This is a genomic window from Roseicyclus sp., assembly GCF_965662675.1.
GTDB lineage: Bacteria > Pseudomonadota > Alphaproteobacteria > Rhodobacterales > Rhodobacteraceae > Roseicyclus.
Genome location: NZ_CBFIIK010000153.1, coordinates 1 through 4,842 on the forward strand (window position 1 = coordinate 1; position 4,842 = coordinate 4,842).

The window sequence follows — 4,842 nt, forward strand, 5'->3', positions numbered from 1 at the left end:
GAAATCTTTACTGCTGCGGGCGAAATCGAGCTGAACGCGGGCAGCACGCCCATCACGCTGATGGTGGCCAATACGGGCGACAGGCCGGTGCAGGTTGGCAGCCATTACCATTTCGCCGAGACCAACGCCGCGCTTGAGTTCGATCGGGTGGCAGCGCGGGGCCACCGCCTTGATATCGCGGCGGGCACCGCCGTGCGGTTCGAGCCGGGCCAGACGCGCGAGGTGACGCTTGTCCCCTATGGCGGCGACCGCGCGGTCTGGGGTTTCAACAAGGCCGTGATGGGCAAGCTATGATGGTCCAAGTTTTCAAGGCGAAGGAGTGATCCCATGCCCACCCGCATCCCCCGGACAACCTATGCCGACATGTATGGCCCCACCACCGGCGATCGGGTGCGGCTGGCCGATACCGATCTGATCATCGAGGTGGAGCGCGACCTGACCACCTATGGCGAAGAGGTTAAATTCGGCGGCGGCAAGGTGATCCGTGATGGCATGGGTCAAAGCCAGCGCACGCGGGCCGAGGGCGCGGTTGATACCGTCATCACCAATGCGCTGATCATCGACCATTCGGGCATCTACAAGGCCGATATCGGCCTACGCGATGGGCGCATCCACGCCATCGGCAAAGCAGGCAACCCCGACACGCAACCGGGCGTCGATATCATCATCGGACCGGGCACGGAGGCGATTGCGGGCGAGGGGCGCATCCTGACGGCAGGCGGGTTCGACAGCCATATCCATTTCATCTGTCCCCAGCAGATCGAGGATGCGCTCCATTCGGGGCTGACCACCATGCTGGGCGGCGGCACGGGGCCGGCGCATGGCACGCTGGCCACCACCTGCACGCCGGGGCCGTGGCATCTGGGGCGGATGTTGCAGGCGGCGGACGCCTTTCCGATGAACCTGGCCTTTGCGGGCAAGGGCAATGCCTCCCGCCCCGAGGGGTTGATCGAACAGATCGAAGGCGGCGCCTGCGCCATGAAGCTACACGAGGATTGGGGCACCACGCCCGGTGCCATCGATTGCTGCCTGTCGGTCGCCGAGGATATGGATGTGCAGGTGATGATCCACACCGACACGCTCAATGAGTCCGGCTTTGTCGAGAACACGCTCGCCGCCATCGGCGATCGCTGCATCCACGCCTTTCACACCGAAGGCGCGGGGGGCGGGCATGCGCCCGACATCATGAAGGTTGTGGGGTTTCAGAACATCCTGCCATCCTCGACCAACCCGACGATGCCCTACACGGTCAACACGCTGGAAGAGCATCTCGATATGCTGATGGTCTGCCACCACCTCGACAAATCCATTCCCGAGGATGTGGCCTTTGCTGAGTCCCGCATCCGCAAGGAGACGATCGCTGCCGAGGATATCCTGCACGATATGGGCGCGTTCTCGGTCATGGCGTCGGACAGTCAGGCCATGGGGCGGGTGGGCGAGGTGATCATCCGCACTTGGCAGACCGCCCACAAGATGAAGCAACAGCGCGGGCGTCTGGCGAACGAGACAGGCGATAACGACAATGTCCGCGTCAAGCGCTACATCGCCAAATACACGATCAACCCGGCCCTTGTGCATGGGATCTCGCGCCATATCGGCAGTGTCGAGGTGGGCAAGCGCGCCGATCTGGTGCTGTGGAACCGGGCGTTCTTCGGGGTGAAGCCCGAGATGGTCTTGATCGGCGGCACGATTGCGGTCGCGCAAATGGGCGATCCCAACGCCTCGATCCCCACGCCGCAACCCGTCTATTCGCGCCCGATGTGGGGGGCCTATGGCCGCTCGGTCGAGCGCGGTTCGGTCACATTTGTCAGCCAAGCGGCGCAGGATTTGGGCATCAAGGCGCGGCTGGGCTTGGCCAAGGATACGCTGGCGGTTGAGGGCATAAGATCGGTGCGCAAGCGCGACATGATCCACAACAACGCCACCCCCCATGTCGAGGTGCATCCCGAAACCTACGAGGTGCGCGCCGATGGCGAGTTGCTGACCTGCGCGCCCGCGACGGAATTGCCGATGGCGCAGCGCTATTTCATGTATTGATCCGGCCGCCTCCGGCGGTGCGGCACGAGGGAAGTTGTCGATGCAAGAGACGATGATTGTGCAACGGCGCCATGCGGCGGGCCATTGGACGGGGCAGGCGGCAGATCGCCTCGTCCTCGATTACGAGGGGCGGTTTTTGCGTCGCAAGCGTCTGGTCATGGCCTCGGGCGCTGCGGTCTTGGTGGATTTGCCCGAGACGACGTCTTTGGGCGCGGGTGACGCGCTGGAGACGACGGCCGGCGCGCTGATCGCGGTCGTTGCCGCCGATGAGCCCCTGTTGCGGGTGACGGGTGATCTGGTGCGGCTGGCATGGCATATCGGCAATCGCCATACGCCCTGCCAGATTGCAGATGATTACCTGCTGATCCGTGACGATCATGTCTTGGCCGCGATGCTGCGCCAATTGGGGGCAGGGGTTTTGGCGGTGACCGGGCCTTTCACGCCCGAAGGTGGAGCCTATGGTCATGGCCGGACGATGGGCCATGATCACGGGCCGGGTCATGGCCATGCGCATGACCACGGGCATCACCATGGGCATGATCACGGCTGATGATGCAGCACGCCGATCTGTTGAAACTGACGCAATGGCTCTCGCCGGCCTTTCCGGTGTCCTCCTATGCTTATTCTCACGGGCTCGAGGCCGAGATCGTGGCGGGGCGGGTGCGCGATGGCGCCGGGCTGACCGATTGGATCGATGCGGTGCTGGCCGCAGGCGCGGGGCGCAGCGATGCGATCTTGATGCTTGCCGCGCGGCGCGGCGCGGCCGATCTTGCGGCGCTGTCCGATCTGGCACTGGCTTTGGCCGGTTCGCGCGAACGTGTTGCCGAGACCAGCGCGCAAGGACGGGCGCTGGCCGAGACATTGGCCGCGATGGGGGTGGGTGACGGGGTGGCACGCCCCTATCCGGTCGTCCTGGGCGCCGCGGCGCGAGCGCTTGCGCTGGAGGATCGGACGGTTTGCGCGCTTTACCTGCAATCCTTTGCGGCAAGTCTTGTCTCGGCGGCGGTGCGGTTCATGCCCTTGGGGCAGGCCGAGGGGCAAAGGGTGATGGCGGCTTTGCAAGGCCGGATCATGATGCTGGCCGAGGCGGCCTGTGAGGCGGGTTTGGCGGGGATCGGGACGGCGGTCTTCGGTGCCGATCTGGCCGCGATGGAGCATGAGGTGCAGGAGGTGCGGATATTCCGGACATGATGCGGCGACCGAGCGAAGAGGGGGCGCTGCCCCCGTCGCGTGCCGCGCCTCCCCCGGGATATTTGGGAAACGGAGAAGGGGCGCGCGCAGCGCGTCACCCTGAATGATGGATGAAGGAGGTCAAGCGATGGCCAGTGCACATGGGCCTTTGCGGGTCGGGATCGGCGGGCCGGTCGGCGCGGGAAAGACGACGCTGACCGAAAAGCTCTGCCGTGCCATGGCGGCGCAGTATTCGGTCGCCGTCATCACCAATGATATCTATACATCCGAGGATGCCGATTACCTGTTGCGTGCGCAGGCGTTGCCTGCCAGCCGGATCATGGGGGTCGAGACAGGTGGCTGTCCGCATACCGCGATCCGCGAGGATGCCTCGATCAACCTTGCGGCGGTGGCCGAGTTCCGGGCACGTATCCCAGATCTCGATGTCATCTTCATCGAATCGGGTGGTGACAATCTGGCGGCGACATTTTCGCCCGAGTTGGCCGATCTGACGCTTTACGTCATCGACACGGCCGCGGGTCAGGATATTCCGCGCAAGAAAGGGCCGGGGGTGACGCGGTCTGATTTCTTGATCGTCAACAAGATCGATCTTGCCCCCCATGTCGGCGTCGATCCCGCGCAGCTCGAGGCGGATGCGCGTGCGGCGCGGGGCGCGCGCCCCTTTGTCATGGCCTCCTTGCGCCAAGACCGCGGTGTCGATGCGGTTGTGGCATTCTTGAAGGAGGCGGGCGGATTATGAACCGCTGTTTTCTGCGAGGTCAGCGGCTTGGGTGGCAAAGCGCGCCTCGCCCGTGACATCCGCGGCGTAGTCGGCGATGCGCGCTGCGCGGTTGAATTGGCCTTGGCGTTGGGCGCGCTGGAGCAGATCCCACAAATAGGTGGCATCGGCACGGCGCACCGGGCGGATCAGCGCCGCGACGCGGGCGCTGGTCAGGCGTTGATGACCGAGCGCGCGCAAGAACTGCATCAAAAGGCCGCCCTGTCGGATCATGCGATCGGGGGCGGTCCCGGTGAAGCGCAGCGGGGCGAGCGTGACCTGCGGGCCGCGGAACTGCGCGACATGGGCGGTTGAGAGGGCATCGGTTGGATCATAGGCGATGACGACGTCGCGGGCTGTGGCGATCAATTGCGGCGCATCGCCATAGCGGGAGAAGTCGCGCCTCCGCTCGGCTAGGAAGCGGCGATCGAAACCCGCGCGTTCCGGGGTGAGCGTGGCGGCGGGAGCCGTCGCCAAAACCAACGCACCGGGTGCCGCAGCACTGTAGGCACAGGCGGCGTGACCTGCCGCGGGGCCGAAGCCCAAAAAGATCACCTGGGCAAAGCTGTCGAAAAAACCCGCCTGTGCAAGACCATCGAAAAAAGCGACCAGATCGGCGGAGCGATACCAGCTATCGCTCAGTGACATGATCGACAGGAGCGACCATTCCTTGCGCTGGACCGCCTCGAAGCCGAGGGGTAGGCCATCGGGCTCATGATGACAGACCCGTGCGGCGCGGTCGAAACTGACCAGCAGCGTGTCGCCCTCTTGTACGAAAAGGGTCAGGTGCTCATCACCGATCCGGGTGAAAAAACCATGATCGCGGCCGATGCCCGCCAATCGGTTGCGCCAAGCGA

6 protein-coding genes are annotated in these 4,842 nt (G+C 64.7%); 5 read left to right on the plus strand and 1 reads right to left on the minus strand.

Annotated features, from left to right (window positions below; all coding sequences use genetic code 11):
* The 5 genes from ACTG4J_RS14750 to ureG all read left to right on the plus strand — a co-directional run.
* Window positions 1-294: urease subunit beta (locus ACTG4J_RS14750; RefSeq protein ID WP_439140496.1), on the plus strand; the 294-nt coding region annotated here is incomplete at its 5' end.
* A 33-nt stretch (window positions 295-327) separates the two neighbouring features.
* Window positions 328-2,037, plus strand: coding sequence for an urease subunit alpha (gene ureC, locus ACTG4J_RS14755; RefSeq protein ID WP_439140497.1), 1,710 nt, complete (start codon window positions 328-330; stop codon window positions 2,035-2,037).
* 40 nt (window positions 2,038-2,077) lie between these two features.
* Window positions 2,078-2,587, plus strand: coding sequence for an urease accessory protein UreE (gene ureE / locus ACTG4J_RS14760; protein ID WP_439140498.1), 510 nt, complete (start codon window positions 2,078-2,080; stop codon window positions 2,585-2,587).
* Between the two features lie 2 nt (window positions 2,588-2,589).
* Window positions 2,590-3,228 (plus strand): urease accessory protein UreF, encoded by a 639-nt coding sequence (locus tag ACTG4J_RS14765; protein ID WP_439140501.1) that lies wholly within the window; start codon window positions 2,590-2,592, stop codon window positions 3,226-3,228.
* 127 nt (window positions 3,229-3,355) lie between these two features.
* On the plus strand, window positions 3,356-3,967 hold the full coding sequence (ureG, locus tag ACTG4J_RS14770) for an urease accessory protein UreG (RefSeq protein ID WP_439140499.1): 612 nt from the start codon (window positions 3,356-3,358) through the stop codon (window positions 3,965-3,967).
* On the opposite strand, the gene ACTG4J_RS14775 is transcribed toward ureG, so the two are convergent.
* Window positions 3,962-4,842: hypothetical protein (locus ACTG4J_RS14775; RefSeq protein ID WP_439140500.1), on the minus strand; the 881-nt coding region annotated here is incomplete at its 5' end. The two genes, ureG and ACTG4J_RS14775, sit on opposite strands and share 6 nt — an antisense overlap.

Bases quoted from the DNA above. Each gene is read 5' to 3' on its own strand.
- ureC (WP_439140497.1), top strand. From the start codon at position 328: ATGCCCACCCGCATCCCCCGGACAACCTATGCCGACATGTATGGCCCC.
- ureE (WP_439140498.1), top strand. From the start codon at position 2,078: ATGCAAGAGACGATGATTGTGCAACGGCGCCATGCGGCGGGCCATTGG.
- ACTG4J_RS14765 (WP_439140501.1), top strand. From the start codon at position 2,590: ATGCAGCACGCCGATCTGTTGAAACTGACGCAATGGCTCTCGCCGGCC.
- ureG (WP_439140499.1), top strand. From the start codon at position 3,356: ATGGCCAGTGCACATGGGCCTTTGCGGGTCGGGATCGGCGGGCCGGTC.